Source organism: Streptomyces sp. NBC_00316, from assembly GCF_036158715.1.
GTDB lineage: Bacteria > Actinomycetota > Actinomycetes > Streptomycetales > Streptomycetaceae > Streptomyces.
In genome coordinates this window covers 515,058-539,816 of the sequence record NZ_CP108023.1, presented here as the reverse complement: position 1 = coordinate 539,816, position 24,759 = coordinate 515,058, and the positions used below count along the sequence as shown (strand labels likewise).

The 24,759-nt window shown below is 69.5% G+C and carries 16 protein-coding genes; 5 read left to right on the top strand and 11 right to left on the bottom strand.

The window, feature by feature from the left end:
- Nucleotides 1-213: 213 nt before the first annotated feature.
- Together OG878_RS02495 and OG878_RS02490 are read right to left on the bottom strand one after the other, a co-directional pair.
- Nucleotides 214-1,539: a geranylgeranyl reductase family protein gene (locus OG878_RS02495; RefSeq protein ID WP_328885192.1), complete on the bottom strand. Its 1,326-nt coding sequence runs from the start codon at nucleotides 1,537-1,539 to the stop codon at nucleotides 214-216.
- 435 nt (nucleotides 1,540-1,974) lie between these two features.
- Nucleotides 1,975-4,521, bottom strand: coding sequence for an ATP-dependent Clp protease ATP-binding subunit (locus OG878_RS02490; RefSeq protein ID WP_328885191.1), 2,547 nt, complete (start codon nucleotides 4,519-4,521; stop codon nucleotides 1,975-1,977).
- Between the two features lie 354 nt (nucleotides 4,522-4,875).
- Between OG878_RS02490 and OG878_RS02485 the strand changes: the two genes are divergently transcribed.
- Nucleotides 4,876-5,505 (top strand): alpha-ketoglutarate-dependent dioxygenase AlkB, encoded by a 630-nt coding sequence (locus OG878_RS02485; protein ID WP_328885190.1) that lies wholly within the window; start codon nucleotides 4,876-4,878, stop codon nucleotides 5,503-5,505.
- 103 nt (nucleotides 5,506-5,608) lie between these two features.
- Complete coding sequence (locus OG878_RS02480) at nucleotides 5,609-6,847, top strand: DUF4032 domain-containing protein (protein ID WP_328885189.1); 1,239 nt, start codon at nucleotides 5,609-5,611, stop codon at nucleotides 6,845-6,847.
- Between the two features lie 216 nt (nucleotides 6,848-7,063).
- Here OG878_RS02480 and OG878_RS02475 read toward each other — a convergent pair whose 3' ends face one another.
- The 3 genes from OG878_RS02475 to OG878_RS02465 all read right to left on the bottom strand — a co-directional run bounded on the left by OG878_RS02475 (nucleotide 7,064) and on the right by OG878_RS02465 (nucleotide 10,805).
- On the bottom strand, nucleotides 7,064-8,032 hold the full coding sequence (locus tag OG878_RS02475) for a hypothetical protein (protein ID WP_328885188.1): 969 nt from the start codon (nucleotides 8,030-8,032) through the stop codon (nucleotides 7,064-7,066).
- Entirely contained in the window at nucleotides 8,029-9,444 is a 1,416-nt protein-coding gene (locus tag OG878_RS02470; protein ID WP_328885187.1) for a phenylacetate--CoA ligase family protein, read from the bottom strand. Before OG878_RS02470 ends, OG878_RS02475 begins: the two co-directional genes overlap by 4 nt.
- A 377-nt stretch (nucleotides 9,445-9,821) precedes the next feature.
- On the bottom strand, nucleotides 9,822-10,805 hold the full coding sequence (locus tag OG878_RS02465) for a LuxR family transcriptional regulator (RefSeq protein ID WP_328885186.1): 984 nt from the start codon (nucleotides 10,803-10,805) through the stop codon (nucleotides 9,822-9,824).
- A gap of 150 nt (nucleotides 10,806-10,955) precedes the next feature.
- On the opposite strand from OG878_RS02465, the gene OG878_RS02460 reads away from it, so the two are divergent.
- Nucleotides 10,956-12,431 carry an aminopeptidase P family protein gene (locus OG878_RS02460; RefSeq protein ID WP_443049227.1) on the top strand — a complete coding sequence of 492 codons (1,476 nt, stop codon included), beginning with the start codon at nucleotides 10,956-10,958 and terminating at the stop codon, nucleotides 12,429-12,431.
- A gap of 417 nt (nucleotides 12,432-12,848) precedes the next feature.
- Here the strand turns inward: OG878_RS02460 and OG878_RS02455 are convergent, their stop codons facing one another.
- From OG878_RS02455 to OG878_RS02430, 6 genes are all read right to left on the bottom strand, one after another.
- Complete coding sequence (locus tag OG878_RS02455; protein ID WP_328885185.1) at nucleotides 12,849-13,490, bottom strand: FUSC family protein; 642 nt, start codon at nucleotides 13,488-13,490, stop codon at nucleotides 12,849-12,851.
- A 53-nt stretch (nucleotides 13,491-13,543) separates the two neighbouring features.
- Complete coding sequence (locus tag OG878_RS02450; RefSeq protein ID WP_328885184.1) at nucleotides 13,544-14,245, bottom strand: FadR/GntR family transcriptional regulator; 702 nt, start codon at nucleotides 14,243-14,245, stop codon at nucleotides 13,544-13,546.
- A gap of 119 nt (nucleotides 14,246-14,364) precedes the next feature.
- Nucleotides 14,365-14,994, bottom strand: a complete 630-nt coding sequence (locus OG878_RS02445) for a bifunctional 4-hydroxy-2-oxoglutarate aldolase/2-dehydro-3-deoxy-phosphogluconate aldolase (RefSeq protein ID WP_328885183.1) — start codon at nucleotides 14,992-14,994, stop codon at nucleotides 14,365-14,367.
- 71 nt (nucleotides 14,995-15,065) lie between these two features.
- The gene (locus tag OG878_RS02440) at nucleotides 15,066-15,998 is read right to left on the bottom strand and encodes a sugar kinase (protein WP_328885182.1); all 933 of its coding nucleotides are present in this window, start codon (nucleotides 15,996-15,998) and stop codon (nucleotides 15,066-15,068) included.
- Nucleotides 15,986-16,879, bottom strand: a complete 894-nt coding sequence (locus OG878_RS02435; protein WP_328885181.1) for a dihydrodipicolinate synthase family protein — start codon at nucleotides 16,877-16,879, stop codon at nucleotides 15,986-15,988. The genes OG878_RS02440 and OG878_RS02435 overlap by 13 nt, the downstream gene beginning before the upstream one ends.
- A gap of 1 nt (nucleotide 16,880) precedes the next feature.
- Nucleotides 16,881-18,608, bottom strand: coding sequence for an IlvD/Edd family dehydratase (locus tag OG878_RS02430; RefSeq protein ID WP_443049226.1), 1,728 nt, complete (start codon nucleotides 18,606-18,608; stop codon nucleotides 16,881-16,883).
- Nucleotides 18,609-18,752: 144 nt separating this feature from the next.
- Here OG878_RS02430 and OG878_RS02425 point away from each other — a divergent pair, with 144 nt between their 5' ends.
- Together OG878_RS02425 and OG878_RS02420 are read left to right on the top strand one after the other, a co-directional pair.
- The gene (locus OG878_RS02425; protein WP_328885179.1) at nucleotides 18,753-22,559 is read left to right on the top strand and encodes an endo-alpha-N-acetylgalactosaminidase family protein; all 3,807 of its coding nucleotides are present in this window, start codon (nucleotides 18,753-18,755) and stop codon (nucleotides 22,557-22,559) included.
- A gap of 543 nt (nucleotides 22,560-23,102) precedes the next feature.
- Complete coding sequence (locus tag OG878_RS02420) at nucleotides 23,103-23,939, top strand: SDR family NAD(P)-dependent oxidoreductase (RefSeq protein ID WP_328885178.1); 837 nt, start codon at nucleotides 23,103-23,105, stop codon at nucleotides 23,937-23,939.
- The last annotated feature ends 820 nt before the right edge of the window (nucleotides 23,940-24,759 follow it).

Sequence of the window (24,759 nt, the reverse complement as noted above, 5' to 3'; positions counted from 1 at the left end):
GGTGAAGCACCAGGTCGGTTGCAGAGCGCTGTGTCCCGGCGGGGGTGCGGGTTCGGTGGTGTCCGGTGATCGGCCCGCGGCTCACCCCTCGAACGTCGTCGGCGGACTTCGTCGGGTGGCAGGTCCGCCGTCGGCTCCATGGGCCGGCCCCTCTCCGGCGTTGTGACGTGGGCCCGAGACGAGCACGGGGGCGAGCACTGTCGGCGGGGCCGTTCAGCGGCTGCGTACATGCGGTGCCGGGACCAGACGGACGACGGTGTTGAGTATGTGGTCGATCACGTCGCGCGAGGGCCTGTCCGTGAGGTTGGTGAGCATCCGGGCCAGGGTGTTGAGCAGAAACGGCGATCCCATGACGTACCGATTGAGGATCGGCTGGAAGCCCGAACGGCTGAAGACGATGTCGGCGGCCGCGTTGCCGAGACGGTAGTAACGCCCCCAGCGGCGGTTCATCTCGACCGGGTAGCTGTGCAGCACTCGCTCCCGCGCGGGGCCCGGGGGATGGGCGAGGGCGAGCGCGGCGCTCTCGGCTGCGACTTCGCCGGCTTCCAAGGCCTGGCCGATGCCCTCCCCGTTCCAGGGGCTGATCATGCCTCCCGAGTCGCCGACCAGGAGGAGCCCCCGTGTGTAGAGGGGGTGACGGTTGAAACCCAGGGGCAGCGCCGCGCTCCGGACAGGGCCCTCGGCGTTCTCCTCATGCAGCCCCCAGGCGTGAGGAGTGCGGGCCAGCCATTGGTCCAATGTGGTCCGCAGGTCCGCGATTCCGTGCCGCCGGTGAGGCAGCGCACCGAGCCCGACGTTGACGCGGCCGTCACCCATGGGAAAGATCCAGCCGTATCCCGGCAGGTAGTGATCGCTCCCTGGGAACCGGAGATCGGCCCACAACTCCAGGTACTCCTCCTGAGACCGTTCCGGGCTGCGGTAATAGCGGCGAGCGGCTGTCGCGATCTGCCTGGCCTTGTCCCGCTGCAGGCCCATGGCGAGGGCCAGGCGTGCGGAGGCGCCGTCGGCGGCGATGACGATCGGTGCGTGGAAGACCACCGGCTCCTTCGCTCCGGCTGTGGCGGTGACGCCGATGATGCGGCCGGCGCGGTCGGTCACGGGCTGGGTCACCTTCACCCCGTTGCGCAACCGTGCTCCGGCAGCAACGGCGTGGCCGGCCAGGATGTTGTCGAAGTCATGCCGGCTGCGCGAGAGGCCGAAGTCCGGGTAGCGTCCCAGGGCAGGCCAGTCGATGTGCACCTGATGCTCACCGGACACCCATCGCATGCCGCGTGAACGCGTCCACCCCGGAGCCTTTATGTCGACGCCCATCCGGATGAGCTGGTGCACCGCTCGCGGGGTCAAGCCGTCTCCGCACACCTTTTCCCGGGGAAAGCGGGCCTTCTCCAGGAGCAGGACATCGATGCCTGCCTTGGCCAGGTGGAAGGCTGCGGACGAGCCCGCAGGCCCCGCCCCCACCACGATCACATCGGCTTCTTCGCCCGAGCCGTGGACGGCGCTATCGTCCGGCGGGGACTGCTCTGGCGTCATTTCCCGCATAGGGGACCCCTTTCCTGGGACAGCCGGTGCCGCACCGGGGACGGCAGCCCGGTACGTCATCATCGATCAGGACGAGCCGGTGCGGAACCTGGCCTGATGTCGGGCCGCGCCCCGTCGTGGTGGTCGCGCCGCGGGTTTCACAGCGGCCCACTCGGCGTCACCACCTCCGTCCGACCGGGCAGAGCACGTGTCACGTGGCGTGCCGGCCCCGCAGCACCACGGCGAAGCGCCACCGTCGGCGCCGAGGACGGAGGGACGCGCTGGTCGCGACGACGGCCCGCCGTAGCGTCGGGTGCGTACGGTTCAGTACGGCCGCTGCAACGGGCTGCTTCGCCGGGCGTTGTTGCGGTCGTTGAGAGCGGAGCAGCACCGTACCGACGGCTCACGTGTCGTGAGGTGGCGGGCAGAGTGAGCTGTCCGGGCCGCCGCTCGGGGTCAGCTCGCGGGGTGCTCCGGCTCTTCCTCCTTGCGGATGGTCAGCTCGCCGTCGGCGACGTCGATCCGGAGCCGGCTGTGGGGCTGCAGGCTGCCGTCGAGCAGCATGCGGGAGAGCCGGTTGTCGACCTCGCGCTGGATCGTGCGGCGCAACGGGCGGGCGCCGTATTCAGGCTGGTAACCGCGTTGGGCGAGCCATTCGACGGCAGCCAGGGTGACGTCGAGGGTGACGTCCTGGGCCCGGAGCCGCCGTCGGGAGTCGTCCAGCAGCATGTTGGTGATCTGCCGTAGCTGCTGGTCGGCGAGTTGGCGGAAGATCACGATCTCGTCGATACGATTGAGGAACTCCGGCCGGAAGTGTTCGCGCAGGGGACGCAGCACCCGCTCGCGGCGGGCCTGCTCGTCGGCGTCCGTGTCGCCGGCACCGAAGCCCATCGCGCCGCCGCGGCCGGTGATGGCCTGCGAACCGAGGTTGCTGGTCATGACGATGACGGTGTTCTTGAAATCGATCGTCCGGCCCTGGGAGTCGGTGAGCCGCCCGTCGTCGAGTACCTGCAGCAGGATGTTGAAGACGTCGGGGTGCGCCTTCTCGATCTCGTCCAGGAGCAGCAGCGAGTAGGGGTTCCTTCGCACCGCTTCGGTGAACTGTCCGGCCTCCTCGAAGCCGACGTAGCCGGGGGGAGCGCCGACCAGGCGGCTGACGGTGTGCCGTTCCTGGTACTCGCTCATGTCGAGCCGGATCATCCGGTCCTCGCTCCCGAAGAGCGCCTCCGCGAGTGCGCGGGCCAGTTCGGTCTTGCCGACGCCGGTGGGACCGAGGAAGAGGAAGCTCCCGATCGGGCGGCTGGGGTCGGCCAGACCGGCCCGCGAGCGCATGACGGCGTCGGCGACGGCGGTCACCGCTTCGTCCTGGCCGATGACGCGCTTGTGCAGGTGTTCCTCCAGGCCCAGTAGCCGGTCCCGTTCCTCCTGGGTGAGGCTGCTGACCGGAATCCCGGTCTGACGGGACACGATGTCGGCTATGTCTTCGACAGTGACCTCGGTGACATGGCTGCGAGGCTGCTGTACGTGGTTTCCCTCGGCGATCCGCTGCTCCAGGTCGGAGAGCCGGTCGCGCAGCTCGGACGCCCGCTCGTACTGCTCGGCGGCGACGGCCTGGTCCTTGTCCCGCGTAAGTTGCTCCACTTCGCGTTCCAGGGCGCGCAGGTTGGTGCCGCGGGTGGAGGAGCGCAGCCGGACCCGTGCGCCGGCCTGGTCCATGAGGTCGATCGCTTTGTCGGGCAGGTAGCGGTCGGTGAGGTAGCGGTCGGACAGCTCGACGGCGGCGAGGAGTGCCTCGTCGGTGTACCGGACCTGGTGATGGGCTTCGTAACGGTCCTGGAGACCCCGCAGGATCTCGACGGCGTCCGCCGGGTTGGGCTCGGGGATCAGAACGGGCTGGAACCGGCGGGCGAGCGCGGCGTCCTTCTCGATGTAGCGGCGGTACTCCTCGAGCGTGCTGGCCCCCACGACATGGAGTTCACCGCGGGCCAGTGCGGGCTTGAGCATGTTGCTCGCGTCCATCGGGCCGCCCTCGGAGCCGCCGCCCGCCCCGACCACGGTATGCAGTTCGTCGATGAAGATGATCAACTCACCCGAGTGGGCGCGGATTTCGTCGATGAGACCGGTGAGCCGTTCCTCGAAGTCCCCACGGAAGCGGGTACCGGCGACGACTCCTGAGAGGTCGAGCTGGACGACACGCCGGCCCAGCAGGATGTCCGGCACGTCACTGTCCGCGATGCGCTGGGCCAGTCCCTCGACGATGGCGGTCTTGCCCACTCCGGCCTCGCCGATCATGACGGGATTGTTCTTGCTCCGGCGGGCGAGGACCTCGATGGTCTGCTCGATCTCCTCGTCACGGCCGATGACCGGGTCTATACGGCCCTCCCGGGCCAGGTCGGTGAGGTCGCGGCCGAACTTGTCCAGGTTGGGGGTGCCCCGCTCGCCGGGGCCGGTACGCTGGCCGGCGCTGCCGGTCACGGGTGCGAGGCCGTCCCGGCCGCCCGCGGGCGGCGAGAAGTGCGCGGCATTGAGCATCTGCCCCGCTGCGGAGTCGCGGTTGGCGGCGAGTGCCACCAGCACGTGTTCCGGGCCGATGTAGGAGGCGCCGGTGGAGCGCGCGATCTCATGGGCGTCCAGCAGAGCACGCTTGACCGCCGGCGTGACGGCGAGGAAGTTGCGTGGCGGCCCTTCTCCGGCCTGCCGGTCGATCTCGGCGGCGAGCGCGTCGGGATCGGCGCCCGCTCGCGTGACCATGCGACGAGTCGGCTCGGTGGAGAGCGCGGCCCGCAGGAGGTGCTCCGTGTCGAGGTCGGTACTCCCGTGCTGGGCGGCATAGGACGCTGCGACGGTGACGAGCTGCCGTGCGGGACCGCTCAGCAGACGGCTGAAGTCGATGCGCCGCGGGTCGGGCGGCTCCCCACCCTGTCCGCTGCCGAGGAAATGCGAGAGGAAGTCTCCGAGGGGGTCCGGACCGTGGTCCTGGGGACTCCGCTGGCCGTCGGTCATGGGTATCCGTCCCCGTGGCCCGGCCGGACCGGGTCACGCTGTCTCAGTGCACGTGCAGCCGTGTTGGACGCGGTCCCGCAACTCCGGCGTGACCACAGACAGCCACAACCCCACTTGCCCCAATTTAGACGATATGGGCGCCGCGTGTCGGGGAGCGAGACCAGGGGCAGCGGGCCCGCAGGGCTGTGCGCCCCGTCGATCCGCTGTTCCCGGCGCGCGGGAGGGCCGGCATCTGCAGGGCAGGGTGTCCGGCCCGTACCGCGGTGCCCGGCCGTGACGCCCGGGTGCCCAGGGGCGGGAGAGGAGGAGATCGCCCTAATAGCGCACACGTTCGAATATGAGTAGGCTGCAGGCATGGCATCGCACCAGCTCCAGGGGTCCCTGTTCGATCAGGGCGACGACGCGTTTCTGCGACCACTGGACGGGCTCCGCAGAACCGGGCTCGGCGACGGCGCCTGGATCGACCTCCTGCCGGGCTGGCTGAGTGGCGCCGACGCCCTGTTCGAAGAGCTGGCCACGGACGTCCCCTGGCAGGCCGAGCGACGGCAGATGTACGAGCGGGTCGTGGACGTCCCGCGCCTGCTCGCCTTCTACCGTGCCGGTGAACCGCTGCCGCACCCCGTCCTCGACGAGGCGCGGCAGGCACTCTCCACGCACTACGCCGCCGAGCTCGGCGAACCCTTCACGACAGCCGGCCTGTGTCACTACCGCGACGGGCGCGACAGCGTGGCCTGGCACGGCGACCGCATCGGCAGGGGCGCCCGCGAGGACACGATGGTCGCCATCCTCTCCGTGGGAGCGCCCCGCGACCTGCTGCTGCGCCCGCGCCGCGGCGGCGATGTCGTCCGGCGGTCGCTCGGGCACGGCGACCTGATCGTGATGGGCGGTTCCTGCCAGCGGACCTGGGAGCACGCCGTCCCCAAGACCGCGCGGGCCGCGGGAGGGCGCATCAGCATCCAGTTCCGGCCGCACGGGGTGCATTGACCGTTGCCGGCCCGTGTGCGTACGGTTCCCTCCCCTCGGCCACGGGGCGTGCGACGCGCTACGTCACACTGGTGGTCCCGTCACCGAAGCAGCGAGGCGACCGATGGCTTTGCAGTTCAGCGCCACCAACCCCGAACACCCCGCGCTCCTTCTCGAATTGCCCTGGCACCTGCCGCTCGAAGAATGGCCGGAGAAGCACCTGGTGACGCTGCCGCGCGGCATCTCCCGCCACGTCGTGCGCTATGCACGGGCGGGGTCCGACGTGGTGGCCGTCAAGGAGCTCGCCGAACGGCCGGCGGTACGCGAGTACGAGCTGTTGCGTACCCTGGCCCGGCTCGGGATACCCGCGGTGGACCCGCTCGCGGTGGTCACCGGGCGCACCGGCACCGACGGGGCACCGCTGGAGCCGGTGCTGATCACTCGTCATCTCAAAGGGTCCCTGCCCTACCGCTCGATGTTCGAGACGACGATGCGCCCGACCACGGTGCACCGGCTCATGGACGCACTCGCCGTACTGCTGGTCCGGCTGCACCTGGCGGGCTTCGCCTGGGGCGACTGCTCTCTGTCCAACACACTCTTCCGCCGGGACGCCGGCGCCTATGCCGCCTACCTCGTGGATGCGGAGACGGGCGAGGTGCACAGCCGGCTCAGCACAGGGCAGCGTGAATACGACATCGATCTGGCCCGGGTGAACATCAGCGGAGAGATGCTGGACCTGGAGGCCGCGGGTGCGCTCCATCCCTCGGTGGATCCGATCACTTTCGGCGCTGAGATCTGCCGACGGTACGGTGAACTGTGGAATGAGCTGACTCGTACCTCGGTCTATCCGGCCGGCAAGTATCACTACATCGAACGTCGCATGCGCCGGCTCAACGACCTCGGCTTCGACGTCGCCGAGATGCAGATCGCCAACTCCCCGAACGGCGACACGATCACGTTCGTCCCCAAGGTCGTCGACGCAGGCCATCATCAACGCCAGTTGCTGCGCCTCACCGGGCTCGACGCCGAGGAGAACCAGGCCCGACGACTCCTCAACGACCTTGAGAGCTGGATGGCGACACAGGAGGACTATGCGCCGGGCGACCCGCTCGGCGCCCGTGCGGAGGTGCTTGCGCACCGCTGGGTCCGCGAGGTGTTCAGACCTACGATCCGTGCTGTTCCGCAGGAACTCCGGAGTTCCATGGACCCGGCCGAGCTCTATCACGAGCTGTTGGAACACCGGTGGTACATGTCCGAGCGCGCCCAGCTGGACATCGGTCTGGAGGCGGCTGTGGCGGACTACATCACCAGTGTTCTCGGTCGCCCGGGGACCGAAGTGCCGTTGGCGGGCGACAGCCCGTGATCGGCGTGAACTCGACATGCCGGTTCGGTGATTCCTCACCCCCGCCCGGCGTGGCCTCGACGGTGCGGACCTGATTTCTCCAGGCGTATGAAGCGACCCGAACTGCCCCTCCCGCAGTGCACGCCTTCGTCGTTCTCGCCGAAGTCAGCCCCTCCGTTCGGCGATGAAGGAGCTGCTCCACCACTGATCCCGACACCGCAGGCCCACCTGGTTCGGTCAGCTGCCGACCTGGGAGCGTTCGCCCGGGGAAAGCTCCCAGGGCTCGTCGGCGGTGGCCGGGCTCGCGGGCTCCTGCTGTCCGTGGGCTGTCACGAACCGCGCGGGCGGCCTGACGTCGGCCATGCGTCGCTCCGGACCGCGCCGCCGCAGCACGAGGTACCCGCAGAACGCGGCCGGGCCGAAGAAGATCTGCGCGGGCACGATCTGCGGAAGGTGTCCGGTGAGCGCCTCGACCGTGACGGGTGTCAGCGTCGGGACGAGCGCGCCGAACACGGCGACCAGCCCAAGAGCCCAGGTCAGCCCCGCTCGTCCGTACGCCTTGTAGGCCACGGTGGTGAAGAGGGCGTACACCAGGAGGTCGCCCATGCCCACGACGGCGCCGAACTCGCCGACGCGCAGCCCCGCCGACGGTGCGAAGGCGTAGCCCTGCACCGCGTCGAACAGCTTCTGGGTGAGGGGGACGACGGTGGCGAAGAACAGGTCGTACACGGCGAGCGCCAGCGCGAACCGGGAGACGTGCCGCAGTTTCAGGCCGCCCTGCGCGTTGAGGTTGGCGGCGCCGACCGCCATCAGCATGATGACCAGGCTGTTGACCAGCCAGTACGGCGTGGCATGGGTGGGATCGTCCGCGGCGCTGCGCGCGGTGAGCCAGTCGGCGACCAGCAGACCGGCGATGAGCGACCAGCGCACCGTTCCCCGGCGAACGACCGGCCCGTAGCCGACCACGAGACCACCGGCCAGAGTCAGCCCCAGCACGGGCGGCAGCAGCCAGCCCGGAAGAGAGAGGTACAGGAAGGGCAGTACGACGACGAAGCCCATCATGATGACCATGTCGTTGCCGTTGAACGCGCCGACGGCCGGCCGGGGCAGGGTGACCCGCTGGAAGTAGGCGACCGAGGCGAGCGAGACGCCCAGGGCGACGGCGAGGGTCACGAGGACGAAGAACGCGCTCTGTGCGGCGGTCATGCGGGCCGCCCGGCGGAGGCGAAGCTGTTCTCGACCAGATCGCAGCGGTAGCGCCGCAGCTCACGTCCGTCTCCGGGTACGACGTCGACGGTGGCGTCGAGGCCGGCCTCGACGAAGTGACGCGCGATGTCGCTCGTCTCCGGCACGGATGAGGCGGCCACCTCCACATGCAGCCGCCCGTCCACCACATCGGCACGGTGGCGCACGGGCCAGCACGCGCCGGGCAGCGCGTCGAGGACCTCGATGATCTCGCGCGGGGTCACCGGGCCGTCCTGGGCGTGCAGCACATGGTCCGCCTTTCCGAGGATGTGCGAGGTCGCCGGCACGTTCGCCATCTCGCAGGTGAGCGGTGTGTCGGGCAACTGCCGCACCAGGTCTCGGGTGTCGTAGCGGAAGAGCGGCATGCACTCCCGGTACGGGTAGAAGGGAGTGGCGACGATCGTGCCGAGCGCTCCGGGTGCGGCCGGTGCCCCGGTGTCGAGGTCGCACACCTCCACCAGGCCGATGCCGGCGTCGATGTGAAGGTGCCGCTGCCGGCAGATCGCGCCGGCCACCGGTGTCACCTCGGTCATGCCGTATCCGTCGTGGACGGGGGCGCCGAAGGTCTTTTCGGCGGCCTCCGCAAGTGCGGGCGAGAGCACTTCGCTGCCGACGTTGATGCGGCGCAGCCGGAAGTCCGCGGGGCCGAGTCCCCGTTCACGCGCCAGCTGGGTCAGCTGTCCCAGATAGCTCGGGTAGGTGACCATCAGGGTCGGCGCCGATGCGCCGGTTCCCGCCATGAGGTCCAGCGTCTCCGCCGGTGGCACCAGCCCCACCATGCGGATCTCCGCCCCTGCCAGGCGGGCGACCTGCATCTCCGCGTACGCCGTGCCGGTCGCCCGGGAGCTGATGCTGAACTGGACCAGGTCGGTGGTACGGACGGTGCCGCGCAGCACCTGGGAGAGGGCGACGAGCGCGGGCCACAGGCGTTCCTCGTAGCGGGAGTACCAGACCTCGGTGGGCCGGCCCGTCGTCCCGGTGGTCCGGGAAGCGAGGAAGGGCTCGCTGCACAGGAAGTCGCGGCCCCGCTCGGCCAGGTCGGCCTTGGTGGTGACGGGTACGGTGGTGATGTTCTCGATGGTCAGTGCGGCCGGGTCGACTCGTGCTGCTGCGAAGTGGTCGGCGTAGAAGGGCGACTTGGCCGCGAGGCGTATCGCGGTACGGCGCAGGGCCTTGTTCGTGAGGTCGGTACGCATCTGCGGGTCTGCGGCGGCGCCGCGCAGCAGCTGTTCGACGTCCTCGCCGGGGGAGCCGAACTCGGCAAGTGTCGCCAGCGCGTCGTCGACGAGCCTTTCGGCAGAGCGAACATTGATCGGACGGCCGAGCACCATGGCCAGCGCCATCCGGAACTGCCGTATCCCCGCGTCGAACATGGTCCTCCCCCGCCCGTCCCGACCCCTCACCATGCCGGGGTGGGCGGCCATGGCCGCCCACCCCGTTCCCGCGTCAGCTGGGACAGTTCGTGAACAGCACCGCAGCCAGGGAACCCATGACGTACTTCGTGTGCTTGAGCGTGGAAACGATCGCGGACATACGAAAACCCCCTTGTATCGCTCAAAACTGAGCCCCCACCGGTCAGTGAAGGCACACTGATCCTCAAGTGGCGCAACGTCTGCTGTCAAGGAGGCGTCACACAATCAAACTTCCGTCGCCAAACATTCAATCTGCCTGTTTCTACGGCGAGTTGGCGTCACGGCGTGATCCAGAATCCGGGCCGCGGGCGCGGCGGGCAGCGGCCGCAGTGTGCCGGTCACAACCATCCGCTGCGTTGTGCCTGCAAGGCCATCTGGAAGCGGTTCGCGGCGCCCAGTTGGGCCATCAGGACCTGCAGGCGGCGGAACAGCGTGCGGCGGCTGATTCCCAACTCGCGGGCGATGATGTCGTCGCTCGCGCCGCCCGCGAGGAGCCACAGCAGGCGGCGGTCGGAGGGGGGCAGGCCGCCTGGGCGAGTGGTGCGGCCGTGGAACGGCAGGGCGTTCTGCCAGGACTGCTCGAACAGCGCCACGAGTGCGGAGAACAGGCCGCATGGCTGCACGACCAGCATGGTGTTGTGTACATCCGCCTCCTTGATCGACAACGACACGAGTGCGTACGCCTCGTCGATGATCACGAGTTTGACCGGCACCGACGGCAGGGCCCTGGCCTGTTCGCCCGCGTTGATGCACGGTTCGATGACATCCTTCAGGTGGCCCGGGTGCTCCAGCGACGCCTGTGAGTACACGACACGCTGCGTCACACCGCGAGCGAGCGTAGCCAGCGCGTCGTCCGTGGCCTCGGCCAAGGGGAAGTACGGCGGTGACTCGAACTGCCGGATCTGATCGCGGGCGCTGGCCCATGCGTGACGAATCCTGGGACCGATGGCGTCGCCGGTGACGACCTCGACGAGATTGTCGTTGTACGCGGCGAGCCGCTGTCGTCGGAAGGACTCGAACGCGCCCCCGACGGTGATGCGCGACTCCTCGACCTCGGCCGCGCGGTGCCGGGCGAGGATTTCCAGGCCTGCGGTCGGCGGAACCGGGGCCACCACGTCCCCGCTCTCCTCGGCGGCACTGGCCAGACCGGCGTCGACCAGTGCGCCGTATGCCGTGGCCAGTTCCGCACCGTCCAGGTCGGCAGCAGCCGCGATCGCACTCAGCGGAGCGGGGGCCAGTTCAAGCAGTGCCAGATAGACCTGGCCCGCCGCGTGACCGATGCCCAGAAGCCGAAGGGCCTCGCCGAGTTTCTCGTTCGTCATACGTCGCATTATCGACGGCTCCGGTCGGGGCTATGGCCGATCAGTGCCAGTGGCACTCTTCGGCACCGAGCACGCGCGGTACGGGGTACCGTCCGGGAGCCGCCGACGACCGGCGGCGGCGAGGGGGCACGAGCTGCACCGGGAGCAGACCTGTCCGTACGGCTCACTCTGCCCAGCGCCGCTGAGGAATCCACCCAGAAGAAGGTGTACGCCGTGGCGAAAGGCCGAAAGAACGGTCTCTACTCAGGGATCTCCGAGGAACTGTCCGCTCTGATGCGGACGGGGTGGGCGGACACCGAGCGGCAGGACCTGCGGCTCGGCGAGCAGGCTCCGTATGCTGCCCGTCGCCGCGCCGCGCTCTCCGCGCGCTTTCCGGGCGAACGCCTCGTGATTCCCTCGGGGAGTCTCAAGGTCCGTTCGAACGACGACAACTACCCGTTCCGGCCGTACTCGGGCTACGTGCACATGGCCGGAGACCAGGCCCGGGACGGCGCTCTCGTCCTCGAACCCCGAGCGGACGGCGGCCATGACGCCTACTGCTACCAGCTGCCGCGGGACAGCAGGGACAACGACGAGTTCTGGACCGGTGCCACGGCTGAACTGTGGATGGGCCGGCGCCGCTCCCTCGCCGAGTCGGAGCTGGTGCTCGGTCTGCCCTGCCGGGACGTCCGCACGGCGGCGGGCGACCTGGCCGCCGCCTCCGGTGCGCCGACCCGGATCGTCCGGGGTCTCGACCCGTCCCTGGAAGCCGCCGTCACCACGGATGAGGAGCGCGACGCCGAACTGGAAGAGGCGCTCAGCGATCTCCGCCTCGTCAAGGACGACTGGGAGATCGCCGAGCTCCGCAAGGCCGTGGACTCCACGGTACGCGGATTCACCGATGTGATCGGTGAGCTCTCGGGGGCGATCGCGTCGTCCGAGCGGTGGATCGAGGGCACGTTCTTCCGCCGTGCACGCCTCGAGGGGAATGCCGTCGGCTACGGCTCGATCTGCGCCGCGGGCGAGCACGCCACGATCATGCACTGGACGGACAACGACGGTCCGGTGCGGCCGGGGGACCTGCTCCTGCTCGATGCCGGTGTGGAGACGCACACGCTCTACACCGCCGACGTCACGCGCACGCTGCCGATCAGCGGCACCTTCACGCCTCTGCAGCGCAAGGTCTACGACGCGGTGTGCGCGGCCCAGGAAGCCGGCATGGCAGCCGTCAAGCCGGGCGCCGCGTACCGCGACTTCCACGAGGCGTCCCAGCGATACCTGGCGGAACAGCTGGTCGAGTGGGGCTTCATCGAAGGCCCGGCCGAACGCGCGTACGAACTCGGCCTCCAGCGCCGCTTCACCATGGCGGGCACCGGTCACATGCTCGGTCTGGACGTGCATGACTGTGCGCAGGCCCGGAACGAGGATTACGTCGACGGCGTGCTGGAGGCGGGCATGGTCCTCACCGTCGAGCCCGGCCTGTACTTTCAGCCGGACGATCTCACCGTGCCCGAGGAGTGGCGCGGCATCGGCGTCCGGATCGAGGACGACCTGGTCGTCACCGATGACGGCCACGAGAACCTGTCGGCGGGCCTGCCGCGGTCGGCGGACGATGTCGAGGCGTGGATGGCCCGGTTCGCGGGTTGAGCGTCGCAGAGGGGTGCCGTCCGGCGGGGGCTCGGGCAGCAGAAGGACCGTCGGTCCCGGAAGGCGTCTCGCCTGGGTAAAGCACCAGGTAAGGCGCCTTCTGGCGGATCCATGGGCGGTGGGCCATCGGGCAACGTCGACAAGGTCCTTGACCGGCAGCACGACGCTGTGGAACGGCGGGAGGGCTTCTTCGGTCGATGTGGCCCGCGCCACCGCGTCGGCCGCGGCGGACGCGGCTGGGCCGGCGGGGTGTCTCCCGGCAGCAGGCAGCGGTTGCGCCGCAGCCACGTCACCGCACGGGCGAAGGCCTTCTTGCCTTCGGGCGGGGGTGGGCGCCGGGAGTGATTCCGTAGAGCATCGCGTGCTCGTAGAGCCGCCGGGCCTGCCGGCCGAGGGCCTCTTACCGATCTCAGCGCTTCAGTTGGCGGATCCGAGCGTCTGGGTCGGTGGCCACAGCCGGCGTGAGGCGACGACGGCTCCGACCAGTACCAGGCCCGCCCGTACCGCGGCCGTGTACCAGGGCGTGGGCCGGTCGAAGTCGGCGAGAAGGAGCAGCAGAAGGGGGAAGGCGAGGCACCAGTAGAGGTAATTGGCGGGTCTGAGGGCGTAGGCGAGTGTGCTCGTGGCGGCGACCGTGGCCGTGACCGCCCAGGGCCCGGGGTGGGTCAGGAGGACCAGTGCGGCGGCGATGCCGCCGAGGGTGTTGCCGACGATGCGCTGGCGCGCCTTGGCCTGGGTGGCTTCGGGCGTGGGGCGCAGGGAGAGCAGGATTCCGGTGACGAGCCAGTGGCCTTCGCCGGTGAGCCGGTGCGCGGCTGCCATGGAGGAGACCGAGCCGCTGTCCTCCTTGGCGGCCCGGCTGCGCGACGAGGCGCCCCTGCTCGGCCCGTGTCCGAGACGAACTGTCCGCAGGAGTCCATCGTGCAGACGATTCCGAACACGGTCGTAGGAGCCGGGCTGCATGCGGAAGGTGGCGACGCCGTCCACGACGTTCTTCCGGGCGAGCGTGGTGAGCGTCATGGCCGCGAGCGCGAGGCCGGCGGTGATTCCGACGCCCATGGCGAACCGTCTGGTCCGCGGTCAGACCTCGGATGCTGAGGCAGAGTCGGTTCTCAGAGCGTGGCGCCCAGGTCCTCGCCGGTCTCACTGAGGTGCGCCGCCATGGCTGCGACGGCCTCCTGCGGATCACCTGCCGCGATGGCGTCCAGGATTCTGCGATGGGCGGTGATGGTCGCCTGCTGGCTGTCGCCGCGACGGGAGCGCCCCTCGTAACTCGCCAGCCGATGCGCGGCGAGGACGTCCGAGAGCGACTCCAGTACCAGTTCCAGAATTCCGTTGTCCGCCATTCTGGCGATCTCGTGATGGAACGCGAGGTCGAGCGCCACGAACCGTTCACGGTCGGCGGTGGCCTGCGCCATTTCGTCCAGCAGGGCGGCCGCGGCGTCCGTGGTGGCCTCGCCCGCGCTCACCCGCACCGCGGCACGCGAGACCAAGGCCCCCTCGATCGCACCGCGGGCGTCCAGCACGTCGTCGAAGACCAGCGACTGCTGGCGCAGGCGGAACCCCAGGATCTGGCCGAAGACTCGAGCCGTCGGAACATTGACCCGGGCCGGCCGTCCCTGACTGGAGACCAGGATCTCCCGGGCGGCCAGCGCCCGGATCGCCTCGCGCACCGCAAGCCGGTTGACCCCGAAGCGGGCGGCGAGCTCGCCCTCCGGGGGTACGTCGTCGCCCGGCTTGAGTCCCCTCTCCTCGATCAGGGTGATGATCTCGCTCGCGACCTGATCGAACAGCGTGGTGCGGCGCACTGCCACGTCGGGACTCCTTCGAGGTAACTGCTAGGCACCCCAGCTTATCGCCGGGTGCATGGCCTGCTCCGGCTCGGTGTCCTCGCATGTGGCCTTGGCTGAGGGGAACGTAGGGAGCGGGCCGGTCAGCCGACCCCGTCAGACGGCCGGCGCGCATCGGTGACGGATTCCAGCAGACCGCGCACGGTTTCGGCACCGCCCGAAGCGAGGGCGCCACCTACGCCGACCGCGATCGCTCCGGCCGCGATCCACTCCGACGCCGAGGCGGCGTCCACACCACCGGTGGGTACGACCGGGGCCTGGGGGAGCGCCTGGAGCAGATCGCGCAGCACACCCGGGGTGAACGCACGGGCCGGGAACAGTTTTACGGCATCCGCCCCCGCCTCGAGGGCCGTCACGATCTCGGTGGCGCTCGCTGCGCCGGGGAGGACTGCGAGCCCGTAGCGGTGCCCACAGGCGAGTACCGCGGGATGCAGCGAGGGGCACACCAGGAAGCGCGCCCCGGCAAGTGCCGCCAGCCGGGCGGAGGTCTTGTCCAGTACGGTTCCCGCTCCGATCACCGCATCGGGCCTGGCCGTCGCCACCCGGGCGATCGCGTCCAGGGCACCGGGAGTGGTGAGCGAGATCTCGACGACATCGAGTCCGTTGTCCACCACCTGCAGTGCGGTCTTCTCCGCCGCCTGGGCGTCGGTGGCCCGCACGATGCCCACGACACCGCGCCTCGCCACCCGGTCCATCACGTTCCAGCGGTACATGCCCGCACCTCCTGTCGTTCCGGGGCGTCGTGACACCGGCGCCCGTAGTGATCGGTGCGCATACGTCGCGCTCAACGGTCCGCGTCACCGGGCCCCGAGAGTTCGGCGAGGCGCGGCAGGCCCGGCAGGTCGCCGGGCGAGGCGACCACCATGGCGGCCACCCTGGCCGCCAGGCCCAGCGACTGCGGGACATCCAGACCGCGCAGCCGGCCGGACAGGAACCCGGCATCGAAGGCGTCTCCGGCGCCGACCGGGTCCATCGCGGTCACCGGCCACACGGGGATCTCCCACCGTGATACGCCGTCGGTGGCCGTCGCCCCGAGTGCTCCGCGCTTGACCACGACCAGTTCTGCCCCCTGCTCCAGGAACCAGTCGACCGCTGCCTCCTTGGTGCGCCCGCTGACGAGTTCGGCCTCGTCCTCACCGGTCAGCACCAGGTCGGCGGAGCCGGCCAGGGGCCGCAACAGTTCGCGCCAGCGCTCCGGACCGGCCAACTTGAGCCGTATGTTGGGGTCGAGACTGACGGTCACCCCGGCAGCCCGGGCGGCGTCCACCGCCCGGTGGGTCGCTTCGCGGGCCGAGTCGGACAGCGCGGGGGTGATGCCGGTGCTGTGCAACACCCGGGCGCCGGCCAGCCATGAGGTGTCCACGTCCGTGGGGTCCAGCCGGCTGCCGGCCGAGCCGGCCCGGTAGTACGCCACAGAGATGCGCCGGCTGCTGTGGCAGTCGCGTACGAGAAGTCCCGTCGGGGCCTTCGGATCCAGGCTGGCGCGTGAGACGTCCACGCCCTCACCGCGCAGCGTGCGCAGAACGACATCGCCGAAGGCGTCGTCGCCGGTCCGGCCGAACCAGGCGGCCTCATGGCCCAGTCGCGCGAGCCCCACCGCTACGTTGGCCTCCGCGCCAGCCACGCCGCGGGTGAACCCGGTCGCCTCGGACAACGGCACGCCGGGGGGCCCGTGGAGGACAACCATTGCTTCGCCGAAGGTGATTACTTCGGGCATGGCAGGTACTCCTCGAACTCGGCCATGAAACGGCCGACCATGGCGCGCTCCTCGGCATCCAGCGTCCAGCCCGGTGCCCGGCAGTGGTCGGAGGTGAACCAGCCCCGGCGTACCGAGATCGCCTTCTCGGCGGCAATGATCAACTCGACGTGCTGCATCCAGTACGAGAGGTAGGGAAGTAGCGCTCGATGCAGGGCGAGCGCGGACAACTGGTCACCGGACGTCCATCGGCGCCAGATCTCCTGGTAGATCTCGGTGAACGAGCAACCGGGCTGTACACCGACCGCTCCGCGCCGTAGTGCGTCGGGCAGTTGGAGACCCGCGTAGCCAACCAGGGAGGGGAGCTTCAGGGCGCTGATCAGCCGACCCGGCGGGGCGGACTCCACCTTGACGTGGCCGAGGTTGGGATGCGCGGCGGCGAGCGTGTCGATCGCGGCGGCGTCCAGGCTGGTGCCGGTCTGGGCGGGGGCGTATTGCAGGACGACCGGGACCGGCGCGACGGCGTCCAGGACGGCGGCCAGGTGTGCGAGAACGGCGTCCCGGGACGGGCCGAGCAGATAGGGCGGCAGCAGGTTGATCGCGCCCGCACCGCGTTCGGCCGCGCGCCGTGCGGCTGCGACGGCGACGGGAGTGGCGTGATCCGTCACCGAGACGATCGTGGTGAAGCCGGGCACACCGGTGGTCGCGCCGAGCATCCGGTCGGTGAGCTGATCTCGTTCGGCGGTGGTGAGTTTGTGGAACTCCGATGCGTACCCGGGGAACATCACCGCGGTGACGCCGTTGCCGAGCACCGCGTCCACCACCCGGTCGAAGCCCGGCAGATCGAGCGACCCGTCGTCGTGGAACGGGACCTCCAGGACCGGGATGACTCCGCTGATCATGTCAGAACGCCTTCCTGGGCACCGCGTTGCCGCTGGAACCGGTCAGGAAGTCCAGGTCCACGCCCTGGTCCGCCTGGAGGACGTGGTCGATGTGCAGTTTGGTCCAGCCACGTTCGGCGGCGGGTGCCGGGGGAGACCAGGCAGCCCGTCGTGCCTCCAGTTCCTGCGGATCGACCAGCAGGTCGAGACGGCGGGCGGGTACGTCGAACAGGATCCGGTCGCCGGTGCGTACCAGCGCGAGGGGGCCTCCGACGGCGGCCTCGGGGGCCACGTGCAGCACGCAGGCACCGTACGCGGTGCCGCTCATCCGGGCGTCGCTGATCCGGACGAGGTCGGTGACACCGGCTTCGAGGAGCTTGCGGGGAAGCGGCAGGTTGCCGGACTCCGGCATCCCGGGATAGCCGCGTGGCCCCATGCCACGTACCACCAGCACGGTGTCGGCGGTGACGTCGAGTTCGGGGTCGTCGATGACGGCCGTGTACTCCTCCAAGGAGTCGAATACCAGCGCGGGGCCTTCGTGGACCAGCAGGTCGGGCGAGGCCGCGGACTGCTTGACCACCGCTCCGCCGGGGGCCAGAGTGCCGCGCAGTACCGCGATGCCGCTGCCGGCCTCCTGCACGGGGTCGGTGAGCGGACGGATGACCGTGTCGTCGTGTACCTCGGCGCCGGCGCATTCCTCGACAAGAGGCTTGCCGGTGACGGTGACCGGGGACGAGTGCAGCAGTCCGGTGATACGGGTGACGAGGGCGGGCACACCGCCCGCGTAAGCGAACTCCTCCATCAGGAAGCGTCCGCTGGGCATCAGGTCGACCAGGAGAGGCACCCGGCGGGCCAGCAGGTCGAATTCGTCGAGGCCGAGCGGAACGCCGGCCCGGCCCGCGATCGCGAGCAGGTGCAGCACGGCGTTGGTGGAGCCGCCGATCGCGGCGTTGACCACGACGGCGTTCTCGAAGGCCTCGCGGGTCATGATCTGCGAGGGGCGCAGCCCCGCCCGGGCCATCTCGACGGCGCGCACCCCGGTCTCCTCGGCCAGCACGGTGCGACGTGCGTCGACGGCCGGCAGCGCGGCGCCGCCGGGCAGCATCATGCCGAGCGCCTCTGCGAGGCAGGCCATGGTGGAGGCGGTGCCCATGGTCATGCAGTGCCCGGCCGAGCGGTTCAGGCAGGACTCGAACTCGGTGAACTCCGCCTCCTCGATGCGTCCGGCCCGCAGTTCCTCGGTCATCCGCCAGATGTCGGTGCCCGAGCCGACCGCCTTGCCGCGGAAACGCCCGTTGAGCATGGGACCGCCGGTCAGAACGATCGACGGCAGGTCGGCGCTGGCGGCGCCCATCAGGGCCGCCGGCGTCGTCTTGTCGCAACCGGTCAGCAGGACGCAGGCGTCGAGCGGGTTGGCCCGCAACGCCTCCTCGACGTCGATGGCCATCAGGTTCCGGTACATCATCGAGGACGGTCGCAGGAAGGGTTCTCCCGGGGAGAACACGGGAAATTCCAGCGGTACGCCACCGGCCCGGAGGATGCCTCGCCGAACCGCGTCCGCCACCCCGGTCAAATGCCGGTTGCACGGCGTGAGATCGGAGGCGGACTGGCAGATGCCGACGACGGGGCGCCCGTCGAAGGCCCACGAGCCGAGTCCGGTGGCCCGCAGATGGTGCCGGGCGATGAAGCCGTTCTTTATGTCCCCGCCGAACCACTCACGGCTGCGCAGATTCTCTTCGGTTTCCACGATCAGCAACTTAGCAGCTAGGCAGATAGCTGACCAGCGCCTCCAGGCGCCCCGGTCGTTGCTGCGGATGCCGGCGGTCGGCCGGGCGATGGAATCCATGCGGTCCGACCTCTGGCAACATAACTGCTTAACTGCTAAGTAGTGTCCATGCAAAGATTCTCACAAGCGGGTCTCTTCCTGGCGGCCGTGCTGACGGTGTCGCCCGCCGTCGTCACGCCGGCCACTGCAGCGACCGACACCGCGCGCACGACGAACGGGGTCGGCGCCTCACCCGTCATCGAGTCCGGCAGCCTGCGGGTGCGGACCGGTGCCCAGTTCCCTTACATCGTCGACTACACGGACCGGGCCACCGGCGCCGTACTCGGCGGCCGCGCCGAGCCACTCGACGCGGTGGTTCTCAACGGCACGTCCTACCGGGCCGAAGGCGTGGCGACCGTCGACGGCTCGACCGTCCGCTATCGGCTCACGTTCCCCGGTCTGGACGGCCTGCGCATCGACGCGCACATCGCCGTGGACAGCTCCCAGGTCACCTTCCGGATAGACAAGATCACCGACACCGATGCGTTCCGGGTCTCGACGATCAGCATTCCCGGCCACAATCTCCTGTCCGTGCGCGGAGACCAACCCGGCGCACACGTCACGGCGGCCCGCGTCGATCCCGACAAGAACGGCACGGGCGACACCTTCACCCGGGTCACGGACGACACGCCCGCCGACGCGACGCCGCAGGGGTCGGCGTACGCGATCGTCAACACCGACCGGCTGGCCGCCGCGATCGAGACCAACTCCGTGCAGGACGAGGCCTCCAGTGAGAACACCCGGGTCCAGCGCCAGGCTGTCAAGACCGCCGGAACCACCGAGGTCGGCGTCTCCAGCGGCCAGTGGACCTACCGGGCCAAGGGGTCACCCTTCACCGAGGAGCTGCCCTGGGCGAAGATCGTCGTGACCGGCGACCGCAACACCGATGACAAGGTCGACTGGCAGGACGGCGCCATCGCCTTCCGCTCGATCGGAGTCAAGGCCAAGGGCTCCGACGAGACTCCGGACCGGGTCGTCACCCACATCCCGTTCAACTTCGCCAGCTACGCGAGCAACCCCTTCCTGAAGACCCTCGACAACGTCAAGCGCATCTCGCTCGCCACGGACGGCCTGGGTCAGCTCGCCATCCTCAAGGGATACGCGCAGGAGGGTCACGACTCCGCCCACCCCGACTACGGCGGCAACTACAACACGCGGGCCGGCGGTCTTGCCGACCTCAACACCCTGGCAGCGGAAGGCAAGAAGTGGGGGGCGTCCTTTGGCGTCCACGTCAACTCCACCGAGGCGTACCCGGAGGCCAAGGCGTTCAGCGACACGCTGGTCGACGCCAAGGCCAAGGGCTGGGACTGGCTCGGCCAGTCGTACTACATCGACCAGCGTCGCGACCTCACCAGCGGTGACATCGCCAAGCGGTTCCAGCAACTGCGCGACGAGACCGACCCCAACCTCAAGTTCCTCTACATGGACGTCTATTACAGCCACGGCTGGAAGTCGGACCGGCTTCAGACCGAGCTGCGCAAGCAGGGCTGGCAGCTCGGCACCGAGTGGGGCGACAAGATGGAGCGCTCCTCCCTCTGGTCGCACTGGGCGAATGAACCGAGCTACGGCGGCGATGCCAATCGCGGCATCAACTCCAAGGTCATCCGCTTCATCCGCAACGGCGAGAAGGACGTCTGGATCGACAACCCGCTGCTCGGCTCCGCGAACATCAAGGAGTGGGAGGGCTGGGGCAACCAGAACGACTGGACGGCGTTCTACGCCAACATCTGGAACCGTAATCTCCCCGCCAAGTTTCTCCAGAAGCAGCAGATCACCGAGTGGACCGACCATGAGGTGAAGCTCACCGGAGGTGTCCGCGTCACCGACGCCTCCGGCACCCGCCAGGTGTTCGTCGGCGACGACAAGGTGCAGGACGGCAGTGCGTATCTGCTCCCCTGGACCGGCGACAAGGCCTACCACTGGAACCCGGCCGGCGGCACCAGCACCTGGCCGGTGCCCAAGCAGTGGAAGAACGAGGACTCGGTCACCCTGTACAAGCTGACCGACCAGGGCCGGGTCAAGGTCGGTGCGCTCCCCGTCAAGGATGGCAAGGTCACCATCACGGCGGAGAAGGGGCAGCCTTACGTCCTCTACCGCAACGACACCAAGAAGTCCCAGCAGGCTGCCTTCGGCCAGGGCTCCCATGTCACCGACCCCGGCTTCAACTCCGGTACGCTCGAGGGCTGGCGGACTGACGGCCCCGCCTCCGTCAAGCGGAACGCGCTCGGCCAGTACGAGGCGGTCATCCCCGGCTCCGGCACCGGGACCGGCCTGACCACGACGCTGCGCGACCTGACCCGGGGGAAGCGCTACGCCGCCTCGGTCTGGGCCCAGGTTCAGCCCGGCAGGACCCGCAAGGTCACGCTCACCGCGGGCGGTGCCGAGAACTGGGTCGACCGCTCCACGGCCAAGGACGCCGTCGGCATCGACGAGAAGGGCGGCACCTACTTCCAGCGGATCACCGTCCGCTTCACCGCTACGGCCGCGACGGCGCAGCTGAAGGTCGCAGCCGCCGCGGGCGACGCGGAGGTCAAGCTCGACGACGTGCGCGTCATGGAGACGACCAAGTCCGAGGAGGCCGGCACCGTTGCGCACTGGGACTTCGAGGACAACGAGCAGGGCTGGGGCCCGTTCGTGCAGACCGAGCCCGGAGACATCCGTACCGTGCGCTCCGAGAAGCACGCCCCGTACACCCAGGCCGGCTGGAACGGCCAGCTCACCGACCAGACCCTCGACGGCGACCACTCGCTGAAGTCCCACGAGGAGGGCGCCCAGCTCATCTACCGGACGATTCCGCAGACCGTGCGGTTCGAGCCCGGTCACCGCTACCGGGTCTCCTTCGACTACCAGAACGCCGTCGCCGGCCAGTACGCCCTGTCCACCGGGTACGACCGGCTCGCCGCGACCGGTGCCAGGACGACCGAGACGCAGCAGACCCTCTTCGGGCAGCAGCGCACCACTGCCCGCTACGACCACGAGTTCACCGCGGGCGACTGCGGCGACTACTACGTCGGCATCCGCAAGGTCGGATCCGCCCCCGACCAGGCCGACTTCGTCATGGACGACTTCACCGTGACCGATCTGGGCGAGACGGACGAGGCGGCCTCCTGCGCGACGCTCGCCGTTCAGCCGAAGTCGGGCAAGCTCGTGCCGGGCGCGTCCAACAAGGTGGATGTGGCCTTCACCAACGGCGAGCGGATTGCCGCCACCGAGGTGAGGACCGAACTGACCGTCCCCGAGGGCTGGACCGCGCAGCCCGAGACCTCGGACACGCTCGCCTCCGTCGCACCGGGCGCCACCGGCAAGGTGACGTGGACGGTCACCCCGAAGCCCGGTATCCCCGCCGGAAGTTTCACCCTGGACGCCAGGGCGTCCTACACCGCGGGTGAGAAGAAGTCGTCGGCCAGGGCCGCCGTCCAGGTCGGCACCGTGCCGCCCGACTACCTGCCGCAGGACCAGATCAAGGTCGTGGATGTCGACAGCCAAGAGACGGAGGGGGAGAACACCCCGGCCACCAACGCCCTTGACGGAGACCCCGCCACCTGGTGGGGGACCGCGTGGTCGGCGTCGTCCCCGGACTACCCGCACCACATCACGCTCGACCTGGGCGACTCGTACACCCTCAAGGAGTTCACGTACCTGCCTCGCCAGAACCAGGCCAACGACCGGATCAAGGATTACGAGGTCTACCTCTCGGCCGACGGCCAGAACTGGGGCCAGCCTGTCGCGAAGGGCGCCTGGCCCGACAGCGCTGACGAACAGACCGTCCCGCTCGGCGGACGCACCGCCGAGTTCGTCAAGCTCGTCGCCCTGAGCTCGGTGAACGGCCGGCCCTGGGCCGGTGCGGCCGAACTGAACGTGCTCACGCAGGACTAGGGCCTCTCGTTTGGATCATGCTGGGCTCGCGGGGGCCGGCACGCACATCTGCCGTGTTGTCGTCAGTGCCCGACGCTCCGCGTCGGCTCCTTCCTCCGCCTTGCAGCTGCACGCACCAGCCCCCGCTCCAGCCTGATCCAAACGAAAGACCCCTGCAGGCGTCGCGCAGCACGGCCGAACAGTGGGGCACTGTCCGTACCGCGGGCAGTGCCCTGCGCCGTTCCCGGGTGAAGACGGTGGACTCGGTTCGGGGACGGATCAGGATGCCCGGCTCGGACGCATCCTGCGGCAGCCTGCACCCCCGGTCGGGGTCGATCCGGAGACGACGGGCCCGGGCCCCCGCAGAGGGCGCCAGGGGCGGTGCCGTGCGGGCCATGGCCGGCAGGCGGTCACCGACCGCCTCTGGGGCGTCGGTGGGACCCAGCTGCAGACGGAGCACATAACGTGCGGTCGACGGGTCACACCTTCGGTCTTCCGGTCTCGGCCTGATACGGCGCGAGACGGCAGCATCAGCGTGTTTATTTAGCAGCTAAGCTGTTAGGCATGTCCGGTGCCCCACGGTGCCAGGGCCGCACGGCTGCGGACGCAGCCTCGAGACATGGAGGAGCATGTATGGGCCGATTGACGGATCGGGTGGTCCTGGTGACGGGAGGGTCTCGCGGAATCGGTCGGGCGATTGTGGAGACCGCAGTGCGTGAAGGTGCCGCAGTGGCGTTTTTCGACCTGGAGGAGAAAGCCGGGATCGCGCTCCGCGAGGAACTCACGGCGAACGGCGGACGGGTCGTGTTCGCCCATGTCGACGTCACGGACGGGCAGGCGCTGTCCGGGGCGGTGGCCGATGTCCTTGCCGCGTATGGGCGCATCGACGTCCTGGTCAACAACGCGGGACGCAATGTGTACGCGGACCCGGTGTCGATGACCGAGGCCGAATGGGACCAGGTCTTCGACGTCGACCTGAAGGCGGCTTTCCTCTGCGCCAAACACACCCTGCCGTCCATGATCGAGCGCGGTAGTGGCTCGATCGTCAACATTGCCTCCCTGCATGCCAAGCTCACCTGCGAAGGCATGTACCCCTACGCGGCGGCGAAGTCCGGACTCATCGGCCTGACCCGGTCGATGGCCTTGGAAGTGGCGAAGCACGGAGTGCGTGTGAACGCGGTCAGCCCCGGCTATATCAGGACCGCGCTCGTCGACGAGTACTTCGCCCAGCACTCCGACCGCGACGTCGAGCGGAAGGCACTTGATGTCCATCCACTGGGCCGCATCGGCACTGCCGACGAGGTGGCCGAGGTGGTGTGCTTCCTGGCTTCCGACGCGGCGTCCTTCGTCACCGGTGCGGACTGGGCCGTGGACGGCGGACTCGGAGTCCGTTTCGCCTGACGACTCCCTGCCGGGCAACCGACGACTCATGGCGGTCGACCGCCATGAGTCGCCGGCGTGTTGTCACCCGACGAAGATGCCGTTGGCCCCCGCATGGGGGCCGGCACCTTCCTGAGGGCGATCGTGCCCCCGGCCCTCCACCGTCCACGAGACCCGGAAACCCTGATCGAACCTGCAGGTGTGGACGGTGCCGTAGACCCTGCCCCTCGCGTCCGCGGCCGTAACGTCTCGTCGCGAGGCCGGCCGCCTGCGGCGCCGGTGCGCCTGAATCCGACGATCTCCCGACCGTCGACGCCGTACAGCCCCTTCCAGCCGCCGCGCTTGGGTGTCGCCCCGCACGCGCGTTCCGGTCTCCGGAGCGTCGACACGAGCAGCTCGTGCTTCGCGGACACCTGCCAGTCGTCCGTGCGGGCGGTGGCATGGATGGTGTCCGTGGATTGCCGGTCCTGAAGCGCGGTGAGCTCGAACTCCGCCGAGGCGGACTCGCCCGGCTTCAGCCGTGGGGTCTTGAGCGCGAGAGATCGACCGGAGTCCTGGGCCGGCCGGTGCCTCCGTCGCCGCGCGCGGGAAGCGAGATCCGGGTCGCGTCCGTGAACGCCGGACCGGCCTCGATCCGGCGACCGGGAGGCGGGGTGAAACCCTCTCAAGTCACCTTTTCTGGAACGCCATGGGAGGTGATTCGGCGTGGTCGGTGTCAGCCTGCCCGCCCGGCTGCTGCCCGACCCCCACCACTCGAAGAGCCCTCCGTGGTGCGATCGGGAGATTCTCTGCAGTGCCTGCTCCGGAAAGCTCCACGCTCAGTCACTTGACTGCTTAGCTT